18 protein-coding genes are annotated in these 22571 nt (G+C 38.4%); 13 read left to right on the forward strand and 5 right to left on the reverse strand.

Annotated features, from left to right (window positions below; all coding sequences use genetic code 11):
- Nucleotides 1–300 precede the first annotated feature (300 nt).
- The 13 genes from EXE10_RS02125 (at nt 301) to EXE10_RS02185 (ending at nt 15611) form a co-directional block, all read left to right on the forward strand.
- On the forward strand, nt 301–2094 hold the full coding sequence (locus EXE10_RS02125; protein WP_130112203.1) for an IucA/IucC family protein: 1794 nt from the start codon (nt 301–303) through the stop codon (nt 2092–2094).
- Nucleotides 2087–3538: a lysine N(6)-hydroxylase/L-ornithine N(5)-oxygenase family protein gene (locus tag EXE10_RS02130; protein ID WP_130112204.1), complete on the forward strand. Its 1452-nt coding sequence runs from the start codon at nt 2087–2089 to the stop codon at nt 3536–3538. The genes EXE10_RS02125 and EXE10_RS02130 overlap by 8 nt, the downstream gene beginning before the upstream one ends.
- Nucleotides 3535–5379 (forward strand): IucA/IucC family protein, encoded by a 1845-nt coding sequence (locus EXE10_RS02135; protein WP_130112205.1) that lies wholly within the window; start codon nt 3535–3537, stop codon nt 5377–5379. The genes EXE10_RS02130 and EXE10_RS02135 overlap by 4 nt, the downstream gene beginning before the upstream one ends.
- Nucleotides 5380–5451: 72 nt before the next feature.
- Nucleotides 5452–6132, forward strand: coding sequence for a GNAT family N-acetyltransferase (locus EXE10_RS02140; protein ID WP_130112206.1), 681 nt, complete (start codon nt 5452–5454; stop codon nt 6130–6132).
- Nucleotides 6129–6509: a hypothetical protein gene (locus tag EXE10_RS02145; RefSeq protein WP_130112207.1), complete on the forward strand. Its 381-nt coding sequence runs from the start codon at nt 6129–6131 to the stop codon at nt 6507–6509. The genes EXE10_RS02140 and EXE10_RS02145 overlap by 4 nt, the downstream gene beginning before the upstream one ends.
- On the forward strand, nt 6497–7741 hold the full coding sequence (locus tag EXE10_RS02150; RefSeq protein ID WP_130112208.1) for an MFS transporter: 1245 nt from the start codon (nt 6497–6499) through the stop codon (nt 7739–7741). Before EXE10_RS02145 ends, EXE10_RS02150 begins: the two co-directional genes overlap by 13 nt.
- An 18-nt stretch (nt 7742–7759) precedes the next feature.
- Nucleotides 7760–10021: a TonB-dependent receptor gene (locus EXE10_RS02155; protein WP_130112209.1), complete on the forward strand. Its 2262-nt coding sequence runs from the start codon at nt 7760–7762 to the stop codon at nt 10019–10021.
- A gap of 97 nt (nt 10022–10118) precedes the next feature.
- Complete coding sequence (locus EXE10_RS02160) at nt 10119–11423, forward strand: MFS transporter (protein ID WP_130112210.1); 1305 nt, start codon at nt 10119–10121, stop codon at nt 11421–11423.
- Between the two features lie 447 nt (nt 11424–11870).
- Nucleotides 11871–12545, forward strand: a complete 675-nt coding sequence (locus tag EXE10_RS02165; protein ID WP_130112226.1) for a 2'-5' RNA ligase family protein — start codon at nt 11871–11873, stop codon at nt 12543–12545.
- Nucleotides 12533–13057: a bifunctional adenosylcobinamide kinase/adenosylcobinamide-phosphate guanylyltransferase gene (gene cobU / locus EXE10_RS02170; protein ID WP_130112211.1), complete on the forward strand. Its 525-nt coding sequence runs from the start codon at nt 12533–12535 to the stop codon at nt 13055–13057. Before EXE10_RS02165 ends, cobU begins: the two co-directional genes overlap by 13 nt.
- 100 nt (nt 13058–13157) lie before the next feature.
- Nucleotides 13158–14210, forward strand: a complete 1053-nt coding sequence (gene cobT, locus EXE10_RS02175) for a nicotinate-nucleotide--dimethylbenzimidazole phosphoribosyltransferase (protein ID WP_130112212.1) — start codon at nt 13158–13160, stop codon at nt 14208–14210.
- Between the two features lie 37 nt (nt 14211–14247).
- Complete coding sequence (locus tag EXE10_RS02180; protein WP_130112213.1) at nt 14248–14874, forward strand: histidine phosphatase family protein; 627 nt, start codon at nt 14248–14250, stop codon at nt 14872–14874.
- Nucleotides 14871–15611, forward strand: coding sequence for an adenosylcobinamide-GDP ribazoletransferase (locus EXE10_RS02185; RefSeq protein ID WP_130112214.1), 741 nt, complete (start codon nt 14871–14873; stop codon nt 15609–15611). The genes EXE10_RS02180 and EXE10_RS02185 overlap by 4 nt, the downstream gene beginning before the upstream one ends.
- Nucleotides 15612–15846: 235 nt before the next feature.
- Here EXE10_RS02185 and EXE10_RS02190 read toward each other — a convergent pair whose 3' ends face one another.
- From EXE10_RS02190 to EXE10_RS02210, 5 genes are all read right to left on the reverse strand, one after another.
- Complete coding sequence (locus EXE10_RS02190; protein WP_130112215.1) at nt 15847–17916, reverse strand: TonB-dependent receptor plug domain-containing protein; 2070 nt, start codon at nt 17914–17916, stop codon at nt 15847–15849.
- A 181-nt stretch (nt 17917–18097) separates the two neighbouring features.
- Entirely contained in the window at nt 18098–18631 is a 534-nt protein-coding gene (locus EXE10_RS02195) for a DUF2058 domain-containing protein (protein WP_068975902.1), read from the reverse strand.
- 13 nt (nt 18632–18644) lie between these two features.
- Nucleotides 18645–19322, reverse strand: coding sequence for a YoaK family protein (locus EXE10_RS02200; RefSeq protein WP_130112216.1), 678 nt, complete (start codon nt 19320–19322; stop codon nt 18645–18647).
- Between the two features lie 68 nt (nt 19323–19390).
- The gene (sstT, locus tag EXE10_RS02205) at nt 19391–20587 is read right to left on the reverse strand and encodes a serine/threonine transporter SstT (RefSeq protein ID WP_130112217.1); all 1197 of its coding nucleotides are present in this window, start codon (nt 20585–20587) and stop codon (nt 19391–19393) included.
- 179 nt (nt 20588–20766) lie between these two features.
- Complete coding sequence (locus EXE10_RS02210) at nt 20767–22494, reverse strand: SulP family inorganic anion transporter (RefSeq protein WP_130112218.1); 1728 nt, start codon at nt 22492–22494, stop codon at nt 20767–20769.
- Nucleotides 22495–22571 lie beyond the last annotated feature (77 nt).

Consider the following 22571-nt stretch of genomic DNA (forward strand, 5'->3'; position numbering starts at 1 on the left):
AAGTTGTGTATTTCAAAAAAATGAATAATTAGATGAAATCTACCAATGATAAATGAGAATATTATCATTTATAACTATGACAATTTTAGTGATAAAAATATTAGGAAAAATAAATATAAATTTTAATTTTTTTAAATTCATTTAGTTAATTACAAGAAAACAGAAATGATACAAACTTGCGTTTAAAAATGAGAATCATTAGCATTATTGGTGTGTTTTAGAGCACATTTGAGAAAAATCATAAATTAATTTGAAACTTTTTAGTGCAGTAAAAAGTCTTGTACAGAGGAATCTGGTCAGATGAAAGAGCTTGCCAGCCGTTTGGCGATGCAGCACCTAATCAATGCATATTCACAAGAAACAGGTTGTGGAATTTTGCTTGAAAAATATCAACAAAATTCAACCCAATTGACGTTTAGCCAAGGCATGACGTTATTAATGATCCCTTTGGATTCCATCCAATCTCAATTATATGTCCCGTTGTCTTATAGCAGTTTAGTTGGACGACACCGTATCGCGAAACTGCCACAGATCCTGAACAAAGGGCAGGTACAAAAATACAGCCACATCGCAATAGTCGCATTACTTTTAGACGAATTAGTACAAAATTCAGAAGTTACATTAGACGCATCATCACTTGTGGAAAAGTGGATACAAAGCCGTGACGCATTAACTGCATTTTTAACACATCGTGAACATGATTTTGATTCACTCATTCAAGCCAAACAAGATTTTATTTACACAGAACAAGCCTTAATTTTAGGGCACAGTATGCACCCAGCGCCAAAGAGTAGATTAGGCTTTATTCATGAAGATTGGCTGAAATATTCACCAGAAAATAAAGGTTTAACACAACTGTATTTCTGGTTGGTTGATCAAGAATATTTTGCAGAAGGCTCTGCTGAAGAAACTCAAATTTCTAAACAACTCAAGCAAGAAATTCGTTGGCATTTGAATGAAGCAGAATTAGAGCAACTACGAACCTATTCAAATTATCAATTACTCACATTGCATCCTTGGCAAGCACGCTATTTACAAAGTAAAGATTGGTATAAAGCACTTAAAACCAAGAACAAAATCATCGATTTCGGTGAGAAAGCATGGCAATTTTCACCAACGACATCGGTGCGAACTTTAGCAAGTTATCAAGCGCCGTGGATGGTAAAACCATCATTATCCGTAATGATTACCAATTCTATACGGGTTAATTTAGCCAAAGAGTGTCATCGTGGTGAAATGACACATCGATTGTGGAATGGTCGATTCGGTAAGAACATTCTAAAACATTGTCCAACGTTAAAAGCAGTCAATGATCCTGCTTGGACAGCACTAAAAATAGATGGAAAGATTATCAATGAAACCATCTGTATTTTTCGAGATCAGCCATTTGATAAACAACAGCAAGTGACTTGTATTGCCTCACTGTGCCAAGACCATCCAAGTCAGGATTTAAACCGTTTTGATCATTTATTTGAAAATATTGCATATGCTCAACCTGAATTGAGCTTAGAACAGATTGCACTGAATTGGTTTAAACAATTTTTAGAAATTAGCTTAGTACCAATGATGTATCTGTATCATCGCTACGGTATGGCGTTTGAGTCTCATCAACAAAATGTTTTAGTTGAGTTGGAACATGATCAACCAAAGAATTTATGGTTGCGTGATAATCAAGGCTTTTACTATATAGAAGAATACGCCACAGAAATTTTAAAAGAATTTCCTGAACTTGATGTTAAAGCGCATGCAGTCGGTTCAAAAGCCTTTGTTGATGAGCGTTTTAGTTATTATTTCTTTGGTAATACTTTATTTGGCATTATCAATGCAATCGGTGCAACAGGTACTGTTCATGAACAACAATTGCTCGATATTTTACGTGATCAAATTACTGATTTATTGGAACAATATCCTGAAAGTAGTTTGTTAAGCCGTTTATTGTATCAACCGACATTGCCCTATAAAGGTAATTTACTTACTCGTTTGTATGAATTAGATGAACTTACTGCACCTGTAGAACAACAGTCTATTTATATACAGCTTCCGAATCCTTTATTTCAAATGGTTCAAACTGAAAAGGATGCTGTATATGCTTGATTTTATAGGCGTAGGTCTAGGACCTTTTAATTTAAGTTTAGCGAGTTTGTTACATCAAAAGTCAGATTTAGACTATCTATTTTTTGAGAAAAAAGCGCAATTCGACTGGCATGCAGGGATGCAACTTCCACATACCGTTTTGCAAGTGCCGTTCATGGCAGATTTGGTGTCAATGGTTGATCCAACCAGTCCCTTTAGTTTTCTGAATTATCTCAAAGCACAACAACGGTTATACAAGTTTTATTTTCTAGAACAGACACATATTCCTCGTCGTGAATATAATCATTATTGTCAATGGGTTGCTGATCAAATTGAGCAAATTGAATATTTATCTACTGTGACTTCAATTCAGCCCGTAGAAAATGGTTTTGCGGTTAGCGTGATTCAAGATGGTACAGAAAATCAATATTTATGCCGTAATCTTGTATTGGGTGTCGGTAATATTCCTTATCTGCCCAAGTGTTTGCAAAGTTTGATGAAAGCTCATCCTGAGCGCTGCATCCATTCCTCACAGTATTTAGACGATTCTCATCGAGCCTTAAAAGGCAATGTTGTGGTACTTGGATCAGGGCAATCTGCTGCTGAAGTTTTTTTAGATCTATTCGATCAACAATATGACTATGATCGCCAGCAAAATGCACAATTCAATCTGCATTGGCTCACCCGTGCCAGTGGTTTTTTTCCAATGGAATATGCGCCTTTAGGATTGGAGCATTTTAGCCCTGACTATTTACGTCATTTCTATCAGTTTGATGAATTAAATAAAGATCTACAGTTGGGCAAACAATCGTTGTTATATAAAGGAATTAGTGCGCAAACCATTCATGAGATTTATCAAAAGTTGTATCACCGTAGTATCGGTGGACAACCATCATCTACGCATCTACATAGCCAAGCGAATCTCATAGATGCCACTTTTACGGATTTAGATCAGGTCAAGTTGGTGTTTCAAGACCGTGTGACTTTAAAACAATTTTCAATAGATGCTGATTTTGTCGTCAGTGCGACAGGCTATCACACCCCTGAATTTGAATTTTTGAAACAACTCAAAACGCATATTCAAACCAATGCGCAAGGACGTTGGCAGATCAGTGAAGACTACCGTGTGGCACATGATGCAGTCGGTGAAATATTTGTACAAAACATGGAAATGCATACTCATGGTGTTGGTGTACCTGATCTTGGTTTGGGGGCGCATCGTGCAGCGACGATCGCCAATCAATTGCTCGGTTATACGCAATATGATTTAGGCAATACAGCACAATGTTTCCAACACTTTAATCCATTCCAAAATCCTGAAGTCAATGCCTATCAATCAAAGTCTATTTCACAGTTAAGCATGGCGCAGACCAATCAAGCTTTTCAGCAGGTCAAAAACCAACAGCCTCATTCCAAAGAGATCAAACATACAACACACCCATTTTTTGAGAAGAACAGAATATGACATTTGCTAAATTACAAATTACGCAAAAACAGTGGCGTAGTGCAGGGCAACGTTTAATTGAAATGGCGATTGCAGAGTTCTTATATGAAGAAATTATTCAGGTTGAGCATTTAACTGAAAATGCATTTCAATTGACACTGGCTGAATGCACTTATCAATTCAAAGCCCAGCAGTATTTATTGGGACATTGGCTGATCGAAGAAGGTTCTGTTCGAGAATTAAGTGATTTGGAAAATCCTGCTTGGAATTTACATCAATTTATTGCCGCTTTTTCTAAGCAAGCTGAAGTTAAACCTTTTACTAAAGCTTATTTAATCAAAGAAATGAACAATACGTGGCTCGCAGAAGCACATGTATTTGATGAAAGTCGTTTAACGAGTCATGCAGTATTAACTGAGCCGCATCATCGTATTGAAGGAATGTTACGTGGTCATCCTTGGTTGATTATGAGTAAGGGGCGGATGGGCTTCGGCTATGATGACTATCTCAGTTCAGCGCCAGAGCTTTCCCCAAACATTAAAGTTTTATGGTTAGCGGTTCATCAAGATTTAGCAGAGTTTCATTCGACCACTGAGTGGCAAGCGGGTGAACTTTATCAACATGAATTTGATCAAGATGAGTTGCTCAAGTTTCGTGAAAAAATGCAGACTTTAGCACTTAATGCTGAAAATTATTATTTAATTCCAGTCCATGCATGGCAATGGCATCAATGGATTGTACCTACATACAGCAATGAAATTGTGGATCAAAGAATTGTTGAGTTAGATATTGGGCAAGATGATTATGTGCCAATGCAGTCGATTCGTACATTATACAATACAACGAACCCACAACGTCATTACATTAAGTTGCCTGTCAGCATTTTTAATACAGCAGTTTATCGTGGCTTACCCTCTAAGCGTAACTTAGCTGCGCCTGCTGTTACGGGATGGCTCAAAAATATTCTCAAAAATGATACCGATTTACAAAAAACAGGAGTGGTATTCCTTGGCGAAGTTGCGACTTTAACCATTCAACAACCGTGCTATGACCAAATAGATGGTGCGCCGTATCAGTTTAAAGAGTTATTCGGTTGTTTGTGGCGAGAAAGTGTTGATCCTTATTTAAAACAAGGTCAACAGGTGTTTTCACAAGCAGGACTTTTACATCGAGATATTCAAGGACAATCGATTCTTGATGTTTTAATTCAAGCTTCTGGTTTATCTCCTTTGGCATGGTTAAAAAAGTTTGTTGAAGTGAGTGTTACACCTTTACTTATTTGTCTTTATAAATATGGACTTGCATTCTCACCGCACGGTGAAAATACCATGTTGATTCATGAAAATGGTGTTCCGAAAGCGATGGTACTGAAAGATTTCATAGACGATGTAAATTTAGTCGATGAGGATTTTCCTGAGCTTGGTGATTTACCCGAAGAAGCCAGAATTCTTCTTCGTCATTCAGCATTAGAACTTAGCCATTTTATCTTCACTGGTTTGTTTATGGTGCATTACCGCTATATCTGTAATGTATTTCTGCAAGATTATCCGCAACATTCAGAATTAGAGTTTTGGCAAACTGTTTCAAATGTCATCGCCGAATTTCATGAGCAACATCCTGAACTGGCAGAGCGAATTGCCAAATTTACGATGTTTAGAAATGAATACGACAAAATTTGTCTGAATCGTGTTCGCCTATTCACCACCAGTTATAACGATGAAGCCGAGCGTCCAGTCCCAGTCTTTTTAGATCCGATCGCCAATCCTGTAAGCCCCAATACGCTTAAAAATTGGGAAAGCTTAAATAAAACACAATCTTCTCCTATACAAACATCAGCAAAGCGCCAAACAGAACTGAGCTAATCATCAATATTGAATAACAACCGATTTAAGTAAGTGATTTAAATAAATTCTAGATTGAAATAAGGACAGATGATGAAAACATTATCACAGCAATTGCCAGATTTTTATGAATACTATGAGAATGAGACGCAATTCTACTTGCGTCAAATGCAATATCCTGAAGACATGGCAATGGTACATCGTTGGATGCATGAACCCCATGTGATTCCACAATGGCAATTAAACAAGTCTGAGATTGATTTGAAAGTGTATTACGAAAAAATGCTTTCAGATGATCATCATCGTATTTTGATTGTCGGTGTAGATGGTCAAGATGTGGGATATACCGAAATTTATGAGGGCAAACGTGATCGCTTAGGGCGTTATTACGATGGGCATGAATTAGATCTAGGTTGGCATTTACTCTTTGGGGAAAAATCAGCTTTTGGCAAAGGTTATCTTCGTGCTGTGATGCGCTTATTAAGTTTCTATATTTTTGAAAATGCAGGGTCTCTTAAAATCGTGGGCGAGCCTGATTCTAAAGTAAAACCTTATGCTGCAGTGGTTGAAGAACTTTGCTATGAAGCACAGGGCATTATCCCGATGCCTGAAAAAGATGCCATGCTCTATTACTGCTTCCGAGATACTTTTTATGCCAAGTTTGGTCACTATTTAATTGAATCTACAAAATATTTAGACACAGTTAAAAAAGGTGGCACTAAAAAAACTCAACATGAACGTGATACTACGAAGCAGGTTGAAACAAGTTTATGAGCTATCGTTCAACCCATATTCAAATCATCGACATGCATTTTTCAGGAAATGTATCTGTCGAGGAATTTCAACTGTGGCTCACTCAAGTCGAAACATTGATTGTACAAAAACAAGATTTTGTTTTAGTGATGCAAACGGATGTTGAAACAACACTTCCTGAACAATATCGAGCATTGCAAGCAGCGTGGTATAAGAAATTTAAAAGCGATTTTTTTAAATATTGCATTGGTTTAGTCCGTTTAGCGCAAGATGAAGCAGATCGTGAACGCTTAAATACACCAGCATTACATGCTGCTTGGCGTGTTCCTTATTATGTCACTTTAGATCACGCAGATGCTTTGCAATGGGCAATAGGGCGATGGTCATGCAAAAAATAAATTCGAATCATACGGCTGTTTCAGTCACCCAACTTTCAAGAATGAGCCTGACGGTTGTCATCATTCTTTATTTGGCACATGCCTTACCATTGTATTTTTATAATGTGGCTTTACCCGCGATTCTAAGACATCAAGGTGTGGATCTCCGTTGGATTGGGATGTTGTCACTGCTTTATATTCCTTGGGCATTTAAATTCTTTTGGGCGCCACTGATTGATCGTTTTTATCTTAAAAAATTAGGTAAACGCAAAACGTGGTTGTTGTTCACTCAACTTGCCTTAGTGATCGGTGTTTTGGCACTGGCATTTACCCAATTCTCCTATGGTTTCACAGTCTTCATTGTGATTGGGTTATGGATTTCTACTTTTGCTGCCACACAAGATATCGCCATTGATGGTTATACAGTCGAAGCTTTTTCCGAGTCTGATTATCGCTTGGGGAGTATGGCGCAAAGTATCGGTGTAGCTTTAGGAAGTATGCTTGGCGGTGCTTTGACCTTATGGCTGTATCAATATCATGGCTGGCAAATCGCGCTGACTTGTCTCGCCACGATGACAGCTTTGACCATGTTGGCAGTATTTAAAATTCAAGAAAAAACAGATGTTCAAATAGCCAAAACAGCACCGAGTTTAATCCGAGCATTTAAACGACCTGAAATTCGATGGGCATTATTGCTGATTATTTGTTATCGCTTTGTCGAAGCACCTGCAATGGCAATGCTCAATCCAATGTTGATTGATCAAAAATGGTCACTGTCACAGATTGGCGTATTGATGTCGGTTGTTGGAGCAGGTGTAGGTTTACTGGCTGCGGTGTCTGCTGCATTTCTCCTCAAAAAACTCAAAGCAACGCAATTACTGGTCTGGGCTGGTTGGTGTAGAACCGTGGTCTATGGATTATTGGGCATGGCAATCATCTTCGGATGGCTGAATCAATGGCACCTATTATTAGGCGTCTTTGTTATTGCATTCCTTGCCATACGCTATATCGCGATGACTTCGCTCTATGCCCATTTCATGCAAAGTAGTTCTAAGGAACAAGCAGGCACGGATTTTACTATCCTTGTTTGCTTTGAATTATTGGTCTATTTCATTGGCGGTGCGACATCAGGCTTTCTTGCGCAATCGTTGGGTTATGGAAAGTTCTACATCGTTCTTGCACTGGTATCTGTACTGAGTGTGGTGCTTTCACAAATCATTATTTTCAAATCACAAAAAACTTTAAATCCATAAATAAATGGGGCATTCGTAATGAAAAAAATATCAATTCAATTCCAAGTAACTTGCTTAAGTTTGGCGATTTGCACACAACTCTATGCTCAGGACTCAACAGCTAATTCAAGTAGTCATACTGAAAATTCAGTGACTCAACTTGCGCCGATTGTGGTGACAGCGACTCGATCTGCACAAAGCATTGCTGATATTGCAGGGACGGTATACAGCATTGACCGTACACAAATTGAAAAACAAGCCAATGCAGGTAAAAGTACCGCAGATATCTTAGGTTTATTGGTGCCGTCATTAACCCCAAGCAGTGGAACAACGTCAAACTATGGCATGAGCATGCGTGGTCGTGTGGTGCAATATATGATCGATGGTGTACCCCAAACAGGCTATCGCGATGGCTCAAGACAGCTCAATAGTATTAGTCCGACCATGATTGAACGTATCGAGGTGGTGTCAGGAGCAAGTAGCATTTATGGTTCAGGGGCGACAGGTGGGATTATCAATATCATCACCAAGAATGGTGGCGAAGAACCTTTAAGTTTTGAAACTAAACTTGGTGTAACTTCAGGTGATAATTTTAAAAGTGATGCAATGGCGTATGAGGCGTCGCAATCTGTTTCATTCAATCAAGGCGCTTTAAAAGGTTCTTTGGGTGTGGGTTATGCCAAACGTGGTGAAATTCAAGACAGTCATGGCAATCGTATAGGTCCTGAAGTTGCACAAACAGATCGTCAAGATACCGATACGATCGATGTCAATGGACGTTTAACGTGGAAAATTGCAGATGGTCAGAGCTTAAGTTTTGGAGCGCAGTATTACAATGATGAACAAGACAGTGACTATGGTCCAGATTATGGTAAAAATTTAGCAGTACTATTTGGTGCTGCGCCAAGTCAAAAAGCTGTGAAAGGTTTGCAACTCGATACCCAACCACAAACTGAGCGTTATAGTTTTAACACTCAATATCAAAATGATGATTTCTTCACTCAAATTTTAAATGCAGAAGCGTATTATCGCAATGAACAGGCTCGTTGGTATCCTGCTGTAAACCCAATTGCACATAGTGCATTACCAAAAGATAGTAAGAATAACTACTTGGTATATCAATCTGATACGGATATTGATGTTTGGGGCGCACGTTTAGCACTGCAAAAGGATTTTGATTTACAGGGGCGAAAACTTGGACTGACTTATGGTCTTGATTATGAAAATGAACAAGATCGACAAAATATTCAACGCTATGATTTAGCCACTTTTATGGCAAGTAACGGTCTTAAATTTAAACCGCAACAGCGTTATGGTTTTGGTCCCGATGTTGAAACCAGTAAATTGGGTGCATTTATCCAAAGTCACTATGATTTGACGGATCGTATTGGTTTACAAGCAGGAATACGTCATGAACGAGTAGAGAGTGATGTATCGAGTTCAGTACCTTATACAGAAGCGATCATTGCTCATGATGTTGCCGATTATCAAGCCAAATCTTTAAATGGTGGTACAGTGAAACATGATGCGACATTATTTAATATCGGAGCGGTTTATCATCTGACTGATGCTCAACAAGTCTTTGCCAACTTCTCTCAAGGATCGAATTTACCAGACGTACAGCGTATGTTACGTGATGTTCCTGCAAACTTTGTTGTAAATAGCCAAACGATTGATCCAATTAAAGTGAATAACTATGAGTTGGGTTGGCGTATTCAAACGCCTAAAGGAATTAATGCAGGTTTAACTGCGTTTTATAATGACTCTGATAAAAGTCTGAAATTTGGCGCACCTAATTACACCATTGAAGTCTTAGATACTGATGAACGTGTTTATGGGGCAGAAGCCAATATTGCTTATCCAGTATCACCAAATTGGACAGTCGGCGGTACAGCTGCCTATACTTCAGGACAATTTAAAAATAGCAATGGTAAATGGCAAGAACTGGATGCAATTCGTGTAGCGCCGTTAAAAGGGACAGTATATTCAGACTGGCAGTTCAATGATGGTTTAGGGCTTCGTGTTCAAGCGCTTGCTATTGGTGGTACAGATAAAGCACGCCAAGATGCAATCGACAACGGCTCGACACGTCCACCTGCGGAAATCAAAGGTTTTACCATCATGGATGTGATTACCAATGCTAAAGTCGGTTTGGGAACTTTAGGTTTTGGTGTGTATAACGTTTGGAATAAAGATTATAAATCAGTTTATAGCCAAGCCGTGTCAACGGTATATGGTGCAATTTCTAGTTTGCCTGCGCAAGGTCGTACTTATGGTCTGACATATACCATGAAGTATTAATTTTCAAAGCCTCTTTCATATTAGGAAGGGGCTTTATTTTTAAACGCGGTTTTTAACTTTTAAATTTATGTTTAATATTTCTATGTACTGAGATGAAATGAATAAAAATAATGATAAAACACTGTGGATTTTATTATCTGCAAGTCTGGCGAATGGTGTTAGCTTTTCAATGATTTTACCTTTACTTGCCCCACTTATTCGCCAATTACACATGACAGAGTTTCAAGCAGGGCTTTTGGTTTCAGTCAGCGCTTTATTGATGAGTTTGACTGCAATGTGGATTTCAAAAAAAGCGCAGTGGCAAAATCAATTCTATTTGCTCAGTATTGGCTTTATTGGGATGACCATCACGTGGGGATTATTTTCTGCTGTGCTGAGTTATGGTGTTACTTATAGCATCGCGATGAGTCTGCTATTCAGCTTACTTTTAGTGACTCGAGCCAGTACAGGAATTTTTATGGCAATGCCACAAATCGCACTACAAAGTTTTGTCATGACCTCATGTACTGAGGAGAAACAACGTAGTCAAATGATGGCGAAATTTGGATCATTAAATAGTGTGGGTTTAATTCTTGGTCCATTGGTCACGACTTTATTAATCGGATGGGGGATTCTCGTTCCGATGTGGTTGGCGGTGATAATTTTAGCGCTGATGAGTATTGTCATTGTATATTTATATCCAAAAGAACAGTTGAATCATCAAGCTAAGATTCATGATGGGTCAGTTCAAACGACCACAGGACAACAGCAGAAGATTCATCAAAAACAAGAGACTTATTTACAACGAGAAGGTGATGGCGTTGCAAATTCAAAACAGATTAAGCGTCAACAAGACAGCATAAACAAAGCAATCATTTGGTTAATTCTAGGATTTAGCTTATATATCGCGATTGTGACCTTAAATTTAACTGCTGGATTTTATATCCAAGATAAATTTCAACTGAGTATTCCACAAAGTGCGATTTATTTTTCACAATGTTCGCTCATTGTGGGAATCGCATTGGTCATGATGCAAATCGCTATTTCTAAATGGTTAAAATGGTCATTACAACAACTGCTTTTTGTCGGGTTGAGTAGCATGTTGTTTGGTTTAGGAATTTCTATTGTCAGTGCCAGTATTTTCATTTTTCAAAGTGCTTATATTTTTTATGGGATTGCAGTGGCGTGTTTAATGCCTGCTTTTACCACAGGTGCTGCGCAATCTGTTGCATTGAATTTACAAACTAAAATTGCAGCACTTTGCACTATGGTTCAAGGTTTAAGTTTGGTAGTCGCACCATTATTGAGTACAGCTTTATACCAATTCGATATGATTTTTCCTTATTACATGCTGATCGGAATCTTTATTCTATTTTCAGGATATTTCGTCGTATTAAGATTAAAAACTGGAAAGTATGAATAAGGATTTAAACTGAATAACTAATGTTACGCAGTAACATAAAAATATTCCTGCTTCTCGATAAAATAGGATACGCGATAACGTCATCCGCAACGTGTCTGAGGCAAGACTACTTTTAATCAGATATGTTTCTGCGATCTATTCAATATCTTGACGGAAGTGGACGAGTTTTGCGGTGAGGAGCAACGCTCCGCAAGGTGGTTTTCTTGCGAAGCTTCGCTTCTCATTTTGCCGAAACAAAAGTGTGGTCGAGCCGAAGGCTAACCCCTAAATTAAAACTTTTGATGTAAGACTCCGCCAAGTAAACTTGAAAACAATGTTGTTCTTTTGAAGTGCGTAACATCTGTGAATAAAATTCAAGATTAATTGTACAACGCTCATTCAATTCAAGATCAAAAAAATCTCAATACATGGTTTAATAATGCGATTGAATTCGATGTGAATTTTCAGGTGTTTTTACAACCCAACAGTTTAACAGTTCCAACAGAAGCACATGACTATCCCGAGTGGCACAAAGGGAGAGTGCGTTACGCATTGTGGTATTTGGAAATACAAGATACTGAATTATTAGATTATTTAAATCAACTTCGGAATCAATTTGCGCCGTATTTGTTCCAACCCAATACCCGCCAGTTTCATATCACCTTATATATTTGTGGTTTTTTACTTGAAAATAAAGCTCAAGTACATTTTGACGATGATTTTTCACAGCAACAATTTCAACAGCAACTGGAACGTTTAAAAGTACTTGAACTTAAACCATTTCATTTAAAAGTGGGACGCTTAAATAGTTTCAGTAGTGCCTTATTTTTAGAAATAGAAGATAATGAAAATAGCCTAAGCAAAATTAGAAATTTATTTTCTAAGTCATCTCAAGAAATTGCTGCACTCAATTATTGCCCACATATTACACTGGGGCTGTATTCACAACAGTTTGAATCAAAAAAAATTTTTAAAATAATTGATTCTATACCACCGAAAACTTTTGAAATCAGTATTAATCAACTCAGTTTTGGTATTTACCAAGCCAACGTTTTACAAGGTCAGTTGACCACCTTACATCAGTTTCCGTTGAATCAACATCATAGGGAAAATTCTCAGGAGATTCATTCATGTTGCAATTAATCTTGGGTGGTGCACGTTCTGGTAAGAGCCGTTTGGCGGAACAGATTGCCAAAGATTCAAAACTCACAGTGACTTATGTTGCGACTGCGCAGATTTGGGATGACGAAATGCGTGATCGAATTGATCATCATCAAGCTCAACGTCCGCAAGAATGGCAACTGATTGAAGAACCACTATATTTAGCAGAATGTTTACAACGCATCGATCAGAATGCACCTGAAACAGGGCAAGTTATTCTAGTGGATTGCTTGACCTTGTGGATGAGTAATTTATTGATGAATGAAGATCAAAATTTACAATTGGCAGAATGTCAGAAGCTGTTAGCTGTTTTGCCGACATTAAAGTCAGAAATTATTTTAGTCAGCAATGAAACAGGGTTGGGCGTTGTACCAATGGGTGAAATTACCCGTAAATTTGTCGATGAATCTGGTCGTTTGCACCAACAGCTCGGGCAAATTTCGGACAAAGTCATGTTCTGTGTTGCTGGTTTCCCGATGATCTTAAAAGGTTAATATATGTGGCTTTTCACACTGTTGTTTCAATAAATGTAACATCCGTTGTGATCAGCCATAAATGAATTATTTTTAAAGTAAAAATGAGTAGGAATAGAAAATGAATTGGTGGTTAGATGCATGTCAAGTTCCCAATACTGAAATGCAACAACAGGCTGAACAACGTCAATTACAACTGACGAAACCAACAGGTTCACTTTCTGTTTTGGAAAATGTTGCGGTGCAATTGGCAGGTTTACAGGGCAAAGTAAAGCCAAGTGTAGATGCACCGTGGATTACAATTTTTGCAGGGGATCATGGTGTGATGGCTGAAAATATTTCAGCCTATCCGCAAGCGGTGACTCGCCAAATGCTACAAAACTTTGCCACTGGCGGTGCTTGCATTAGCGTAATTGCCAAAGAGTATCATGCAACACTACAAGTGATTGACTGTGGTTCAGTCGGTGAAGCTTATGAATATGTTGGTGTTGAACGTCACTGCATCGCACAAGGTACAGCAAACTTTGCACAACAGGTGGCAATGACTGAAGAACAGTGTATTCAAGCCATGAACCTTGGTCATGATAGTGCTGAAAAAGCCATTGCCAATGGTGCTTCGATTTATATTGCAGGTGAAATGGGCATTGGAAATACCTGTTCAGCCTCTGCGGTGGCTTGCTTTTTGCTCAATGAGCCTGCTGAAAAATTAACAGGTGTCGGTACAGGTATTCGCGCAGTGCAATTGGCACATAAGAAACATATTATTCAGCAAGCAATTCAACTTCACCAAGACTATGTGGCGGATGATGCTTTTAAAGCCTTATGCGCCGTAGGTGGTTTAGAAATTGCAGCAATGACAGGCGCATATATTCGCTGTGCTCAACTTGGCTTGCCGATGATCGTCGATGGTTTTATTAGCACAGTTTCGGCATTACTTGCGGTAAAAATAAATCCACAAGTGCGTCAATGGATGCTGTTTGGACACCAATCTGCGGAATATGGTCATCAACGCTTGTTGCAAGAATTGGATGCCGATCCATTATTAAAATTGAATTTACGTCTGGGTGAAGGCAGTGGTGCGGGGGCAGCGCTTGGTGTAATTAAACTGGCGTGTAGTTTGCATAACAACATGGCGACATTTGCAGAAGCAGCGGTGATTGGTGAGAAGGTTTAAAACAATTCACGATTTGCATGTGAACAAAGGTAACTAAATGAAATTGAGGATTGATTTACTTCGTCATGGTGAAACCACGTTAAGTCACACATTACGTGGTTCAACGGATGATGAATTAACCGAATTGGGTTGGCAACAAATGCAACAGACAATTGATCAGCATACGATTGTTGATCATCAATCTTCAATTTATAAACCTTGGAATGTCATATTTACCTCGCCTTTACAACGCTGTTTTAAATTTGCAGAAAAGTTAGCAACTGATTTAGATTTAGGATTGATCACAGATCCTCATTTACAAGAAATGCATTTTGGTGATTGGGAAGGAATTTCTACACAGCAAATCTATGATGAAAATCCTGAATTATTGGCAAATTTTTGGCAATATCCAACGCGTTGTACACCACCTAATGCAGAAAAATTGATAGATTTTCAACAGCGAGTTTTAACGGCTATCGCAGATGTTGGTTTGGAAATGCAACAAAAGAATCATCAAAATGCTTTGATTGTGACGCATGGTGGGGTGATTAAACTTTTGAAATGTCTGGCTTTGCAACAACCTTTAGATGATATTTTAAAAATGTCAGCAGAGTTAGGGCAGCTCAATTGCTTTATATTGGACAGTGAAACGATGCAATTGGAATGGATAGAGAATAAAAAATGACACCTTTTTTAATCGCATTGCAGTTTTTAACCACGTTTCCAATTCAACTTAAGGCAATGCCAAGCCCACAACAAAATGCACAATCCTTATTGTTCTATCCGATCATTGGTTTATTGATAGGGCAGATTTTATTTGCAACTGCTTATTTTCTAAATACTTTACCGATTATTTTACTTAGTACATTGATTTTAGTGTTATGGATTTGGCTAACTGGTGGTTTGCATTTAGATGGTTTGGCTGATACTGCGGATGCATGGGTCGGTGGTTTTGGTGACAAAGAACGAACTTTAAGCATCATGAAAGACCCTGCATGTGGTCCGATTGGGGTATTAAGTCTAATCATCCTTTGTTTAATCAAATGGTCAGCCTTGTATGTACTTTTAGAGAAAAAATTATATTTGGCTTTAATTTTATTCCCGATTTTAGGGCGCTTAGCACCACTCTTCTTATTCCTTACGACTGAATATGTACGTGCAAAAGGCTTAGGGTCTTCGATTGCACAATATATTCCCAAAACATGGGCAATGATTGTTTTTGCGCTGACACTTTTAGCGACAGGTTATTTTGTCTGGATTGGTTTGGCGACAGCAATTATTTTTATTCTCACTTTGATCTATTTACGCCATAAGTTTGTTCAACGAATTGATGGTATTACAGGCGATACCGTGGGCGCGAGTATTGAAATTGTTGAAGCGGTGAGTCTATTGAGTTTTGTGGTATTGAGTTTTTATCTTTAATGTTTTTATCTTTACTTTTAACTGTGATATTTAGTGTAAGGTCTATAAAGATTGCTTTGGGCGTTTTTTCTCATAGATCATCATGGTTAGGGAGAGGCTTTAAGAAAACCTCTCCTTAACCCTCACGTGCGCTTTATTTTAAAGCAGTGCTTTAAAACTTGCTCAGGAAAGGGTACGACCAATATTGATCAAGTCAGACTGAAAAATTACTTTTACAAGTGCTCTAATTTTTTAATCAAAATTTCTTTTCAACAGTAAATAAAAAGCTTGGAATCGCGTCATTCACACGTGCTTCGTACAAACTACCATCAGACTGATGATTCAAGCGTTCTTTATAATCGGTACTTAAAATATTTCGTGCGCTGAACGTTGTAGCCCAACCTTTGTCAAAGCGTTTGGTTGCACTAATATCAACATTGACACGTTCATTACTGGTACGGTCATAAGGCAGATAATCTAAGGCGCGTGTAAATTCAGGGGTATAGTTGACATTAATACTGGTCGCAAGACGCCACGGCTGATAGTTGTAAGAAAGCCCTGTACTTGCGGTATACGGTGCTACATCACTGACTAGGCGTTCATTGTGATCAGCATCTTCAATTTTGGCACGTACTGTAGACACTTGACCTGTTAACATCAGTGAGTGACCTTTTGCCGTTTGTTTTAATGCATAACGCCCTGCAAGCTCTACACCATAGGTTGTGGCTTGATCTTGGTTATAAGGGCGTTCTACATAGCGACCATTTTCAAGGCGAATGACTTTTTCAATATAGTCATCAATATCACGATGATAAGCTGTGATATTTACGCCGCCAGACTCCATGTTATAGCCTAAAGTGGTTTCAAATGCGGTGATTTTTTCTGGCAAAAGGTTTGGATTACCACCACGATCTGGATTGTTCATTGTTCCTGCATCAGCATCGGTCGAAACGGATACCGTTGGCATTAAATTATTGCTATTTGGGCTTTTTACGGCACGACTGATATTGGTTTGTAATGACCATGTATCGGTAAAATCAAAGCGGTGTGCAAGTACAGGGCTAAAATTTTGATCAGTATATTCAACCAAACCTGAACGATCCAACCACTCTTGACGCGCCCCCAAAGTAATCGTTTGACGTGGTGTGAATTTCCAACTGCCTTCTAAATAAAGCGCATAACGTTGTTCATCTAGGGTTTCAGCAATATTACTTTCAAGCTCATTAAAACGAGAATCCACGCCAAATTTAACTTGTTTTGTTTCATCGAACTTACGTACACCGTCGTAGGCAAGTCCATATTCTGTTACTGTTTCATCAATATAAGAACTATATTGGCTCGACTTGGTTGACTCAGTTTCATTCTGCTTTTCTACAGTAAAACGGACTTTGTCTGAGTCGCCTTTATCTTTTCGTTCATAACGTGTATTCAATCGGATACTATCATTCTTATCATTTTGAATTTGATTGCCGCTATTGCCATCTGTTTCATTATTACGATAGAAAATTTCAGCCACTAATTTTTGCTGATCATCCAATTGATATTCTACACGTGGTGTAAACATGGTACTGGTACGATCGGTATTACGAGTTTGTTGGCGGATGCCATTGGCATTTTCAACCTCAGTCGTTGAGGTTGAGTCATTCCACATTTGATTGGCTGATACGCTATAAATCCATGCACCATCACGTCCATCCGCTTGTACACTGACATTCTTACGTTCTTCTTCTTTTTTATCTGATTCAGTGAGCCCGTAGCCTAATTTTACCGAACCGCTAATTCGTGCATCATCTAATGGTTCTTTTAGGATGATATTAATAACAGCAGAAGAGGCAACTGAAGCTTGTGCAACACTCGGTTGTTTGGTGATTTCGATGCGTTCAATCATTTCTGGGGTGATTGAATCGACGACCGACATGCCACCACGCGGACCACCTTGTACAGGTTCACCATTGATCAGGAAAATTGGCGCACCACCACCACGGAAACGCATGCTACCTGAGCCACCACGAGGACCTTGTCCAGGCGTCGGCATTTGGAAACCTGCTGCACGACGTAACGCATCGTTGACTGATTGATCGCCATATTTCAGCATTTCATCACGTGTTACGATAGTTTTTGCGACAGCACTGATATCTGGATCTTTGGGTTGAGCACTCGAACCTGTCACTACGATGGTTTTTAATTGTTGTGGTTGTTCGGCAGTATTATTGGTTGGTTGTTGAGTTTCAGCGATAAGATCTTCAGCAAAACTTGCTGAGTTTATTGCAAAGATAGCGATACTTAATGTGCTGAGCGTACCCCAGTAAAGTTTTGTACGGTGCATGTTGCAGAATTCCGTTTATGTAATTTCGCGTAAGATTAACCGAAAATTGTGGAGAAATATTGTGGAGATCACAAGGAATACTAAATAATTATCAATTGTATTTATATTCTTAATCGGGCGTAAAAAAGCCAATCATTCGAAAATAATTGGCTGAATAAGACGTTGCGATTTTAAAGGGGGTTTACCACATTAAATCATCAGGAATCACATAGGCTGCGTATGGATCTTCTTCATCTGTGACTTGTTCATTTTTCTCTGCATTGGTGCTAATGATAAAGCCGGTCATTTTCTCATTGATACGTTCTGCCAAAGCTTTCGGTAAGAATGCATAATGATCACTTTCTTTGGCAATCACCAAGCTACCTGAAACAAGAGCATTATATATTTGCTGATTCAAATAAACTTTTTTAATCGTACCATCAATAAATTGATAAACGACCTCACCATCCGTATCTTTAATTTTATGTTGTGCAATCATTTGAATGATTGATGCTTTTAAGGCTTTTTCATCTAAAACCTTTTGTTTCTCTTGGTTTAACGCTTGATCTTTAGAGATTTTTTCTTGTTTATCTTGCTCAATTTTTGCTTTTAATTCCGCTTCATTACTTTGACCAGTGCGTTGCTCATGTTGAGCCTGTTTTGACAATTTTTTTGCCTTTTTATTGTCAACTAAGCCAGCTTTTAATAACTGCGCTTGCAATGCATTTTTGACCATAACACTTAACCAACTATGAATGATGTTTCGAACTATGTCGAAAATAAATGAACCAATACACCAGACTTAAACTCAAACTTAAGCCTGCGGGAATAAGAAATGCATTCAATTGTAAATAAGGATGAATGATGGTGGCAATCATTCCACCGATAATAAATCCAAAAAGAATAAGCAAATGTAGTATGACACGGCGTTTTTCACTTGAGAATCCTCGGAAATAATAACCCAAAGCCAATCCGAGGTCAGTTAAAACACCTGAAAGATGAGTTGTACGAATAATCGTGCCTTTATAATGGCTGACCATCGCGTTTTGCATTCCCATCGCAGCACTTGCCCAAAGTAGGGCATATTTCGGGTAATTGGGAATAAATAACCAACATAGGAAAATAAAAATGCCAACCAAACTGAGTGGTACGCCATAACGACGCCCAAGCTCAAAATGACTATTGCCCAAGATAAAACCACTATAACTAGAACCCAGTATATAACTGAGCAGAATCAGCGTCAGATAAATAACAATATCAAACTGCTGATGAATCAGCGCTTGAGCAAGCAGACTCGCATTCCCCGTCATGTGAGAGATGGATTGATGTAAAACGGTGATTAAACCTAAAACATTAATCATGCCTGCATTGACTGCAAGCATGAAAGCACCAAGTTGAATCCAGACGGGTAAATGTTGTAAAGGCATAGTAACTTCTATTTTTCATATACTTTTGAGACTGTGAATAGAACATTTACTACTCACAGCGCAATATACTACTTTTTAGAAAGATCTACCGCTGCTGTAAATAAGACGTCAGTAGAAGAGTTCAATGCAGTTTCAGTTGAATCTTGAAGCACACTGATCACCATACCAATTGCAACTACTTGCATAGCAATTTCAGATGGGATACCAAACAGACCACAAGCAATCGGAATCAATAATAAAGAACCACCAGCAACACCAGAAGCACCACATGCTGTAATTACAGAAACCACGGATAAAATAATCATGGTCACAGCATCAACTTGAATACCTAGCGTATGTACAGCAGCAAGGGTAAGCACTGTAATTGTAACAGCCGCACCTGCCATGTTAATTGTTGCACCCAATGGAATCGCAACGTTCGCTGTGGTTTCATTAACACCTAAGCGTTTCGCCAAGTCTAAGTTCACTGGAATATTGGCAGCCGAACTACGAGTGAAGAATGCGGTGATTCCACTTTCTCTTAAACATTTTAAAACCAAAGGATATGGGTTTTTACGCATTACAACTGCTACGATCAATGGATTGATCACCAAAGCCACAAAGAACATGGTGCCAACCAGAACTGCAATCAATTGCGCGTAATTTTTCAAAGTATCGAGTCCAGCTTGTGCAAAAGTTGCCACAACTAAACCGAAAATACCAATCGGTGCAAAAGCAATCACAATACGAATGATTGAATTTACTGCATCTGCAACATCTGTAATCACACGCTTGGTAGTATCTGAACCATGACGTAATGCAGCACCCAAACCCACAGCCCAAGCTAAAATCCCAATGAAGTTTGCTTCATGTAAAGCTGTAATAGGGTTGGTAATAAAGCTTAAAAGTAAATTCTTTAAAACTTCAGCTACACTACCTGGTGGTTGCAAAGCCGCATCAGAGGCATGGGTAAATACCAATGTACTTGGAAATATCGTACTTGCGATCACTGCACTGATCGCTGCAAGTAACATTCCAATGGTGTATAAACCCAAAATAGGTTTTAAATTTCCCGCACCACTACCGACTTTAAAATTGGCAATAGAGGCAAGTACCAATACAAAGACCAAAATTGGCGCAACAGATTTCAACGCCTTAATGAATAATTCACCTAAAATATTGAAATATTCAGCTGAACTTGGAAATGCAAACGCCACTATAAAACCAAGAATAATGGCAATAATAATACGTGTGACTAAACTTAAACGTGCTAGGGCAGCAAACATGTTGAACCTTTTTGCCTAAATTGGTCTAAAATCAATGAACAAGCTGACTATTCTATACCTAAAATGAATAACTTAAATCATACAAATGCTTTGTAAAAACTAAGATATTAAAAAACATATAGGTTTTTTGAAAATCAAGCTTTAATATTGCTTATTAATCAAGCAAATTCAATCTAAAATTAACAGAATGTTTGTGCATCTAACTCATGCATCGCTTGATAATGAGTTAAATAAATTTTACCGCTTAACTCATCAATGAGGTTTGATTGTTTTAAGCGATCCATCACAGGACCTTTGACTTCAGAAAGATGGGTTAGAATATTGAGTTTATTCAACTCATTATTAATTTCTTCTAAGGTTTCAAGTGCGCTCAAATCAATATTACTAATACTTGAGCAATTGATCACAACATGGTGCAAATCTGGATGTTTACTCACTTCTGAAATGACAAATTCTTTGAGCGTATTGGCATTTAAAAAAGTCAGGTTTTCATCAATGCGAATCGATACGATATTGGTACTGGTTAACACATCATGACGTGAAATATTACGGAAATGTTGTGTACCTTCAACCAAACCAATCACGGCGATATGTGGACGACTGATTCGCCATAACAGCAATAAAAACGTCGAAACAATACCAATGATTAGACCTGTTGAAATATCGATACACAAAACACCAAAGAATGTCACCCACATTGCGATTCCATCTGCTTTGGAATAGCGCCACGAATCGATAAAGGGTTTAAAATCCACCAACTTCCAAATTGAAACAATAATGGTTGCCGCCAGTATTGCCAAAGGAAGTTCTTTAAAAACACCTGTAAAATATAGGCTAACGATCACAATGAAAATAGAAGACAACACACCTGCCATCGGTGTTCTGGCTCCCGCATCTGCATTGACCACAGTACGAGATAAACTGCCCGTAACAGGGAAGGAAGCCGTAATTCCTGCACTAAAATTGGCTAAACCCAGCGCAACGAGTTCTTGATTACTATTTAATTCACTACGTTGTTGAAAAGCGGTGGCTTGCGCAATCGAAATTGATTCAACAAAACTGACCATGGTGATCATGGCTGCGCCTGGCAGTAAGGTCAGTACCAAATCCCAACTCCAAAACGGCATGGAAATAGGCGGAAAACCAGAAGGAATTTCCCCAACTGTTTTAATCCCATATTGATCTATATGCAGAAAATGTACCAAAGCAATTGAAATAAAAACCAAAAACAAGGGTAGCGCTTTGATTAAAAAAGGCATTGAATGCGCAAAAGATTTAAATAAGTCACTATTTAAAAATTTTGGTGCATAAATTAAAAATAGAATTGCAAATAAGCCAAAAACCAAGGTTTGAAGATTGGTTAAACTGAGGTATTGCCAAGCACTTTGTATAAATTCAACCACATTTCCAGATTTTAAAGGAACATCGACGAGGAATTTGACCTGACTCAGTGCGATTAATACCGCAGAAGCAATAATAAAACTTTTAATCACAGGATGACTGATTAAACGAATCAGAAAACCAAAACGGAAAATACCTAATAAGGTCGAAAGTATGCCAACCAAAAGTGCTAAAAGACATGCAGCTTGAATATAAACAGGTGATCCAACTTCGTATAGGGGAGAAAGCGTTGCAAAGGTCATCATTGAAATCAGCGCAACAGGACCGATTGAAAGTGTCGGACTTCCACCCACCATTGCATACACAATCATCGGTAAAATACTGGCATATAAGCCTGTTACAGGAGGTAAGCCAGCAACCATCGCATACGCCATGCCTTGCGGAACCAACATAGCAATGACAATTAATGCTGCGAGTAAATCAGCTCGAAATTTTGGCTTTGAATAATCTTGAAGCCATTGCCAAGCAGGAAGAATTTTACTGAGGTGAATCTTGGAGTCAGACATGAGTGCTTTGTTATCACATTTTCATATATATTATGCAGAAAAAATGCTAAGAAAACAGCTAAAATAATCCTTTAAGG

This window comes from Acinetobacter sp. WCHAc060033 (genome assembly GCF_004209125.1).
GTDB classification, from domain to species: domain Bacteria; phylum Pseudomonadota; class Gammaproteobacteria; order Pseudomonadales; family Moraxellaceae; genus Acinetobacter; species Acinetobacter wuhouensis.